General features: G+C 44.9%; 1 protein-coding gene. It reads right to left on the reverse strand.

Features of this window, described 5'->3' with window-relative positions; translation table 11 throughout:
- The coding region (locus tag A3756_RS27445) for a hypothetical protein (RefSeq protein ID WP_197481214.1) at nucleotides 1-437 on the reverse strand (437 nt) is incomplete at both ends.

A 437-nucleotide genomic window follows, 5' to 3' on the forward strand; every position in this document is an offset into this window, starting at 1 on the left:
CTGATACGCTTTGGGTAATGATGCGCGCATCATCAATCCAGTAGCGACCTACCGTTGCGCGATCAACCAGTATCGACTGGGAGCTAGTAAATGTTAGAAAATCGTTACTTTCCCACTTTCGAGAAGTTGATGTCTCGTAATTGGCCCCCGTACCACCAAATATATTGTCCGACGCATTGAGTTTTTTACCGTTGAGGATGATCGCAACAATGTCACTATCAAACTCAATTAATTGCTTGGTCTCTTTACCGCTCGAGGTGCCTAGTGGGTCAAAGTGAATCAGGTGAGAACTGTAACTGCCTGCACTTAGGTAAGGTGAATTTTTGCCAGTTTGCTGACCTCTTAAGGTATCACCAACGAACAGGTTACTCCCAAGCAAGTAGTCAACTTGAACCTGTTGATGAGCTATCGCAATGCCCTGTTGTTCATCAAACGTT

The sequence above is a fragment of the Oleiphilus sp. HI0086 genome (assembly GCF_001635225.1).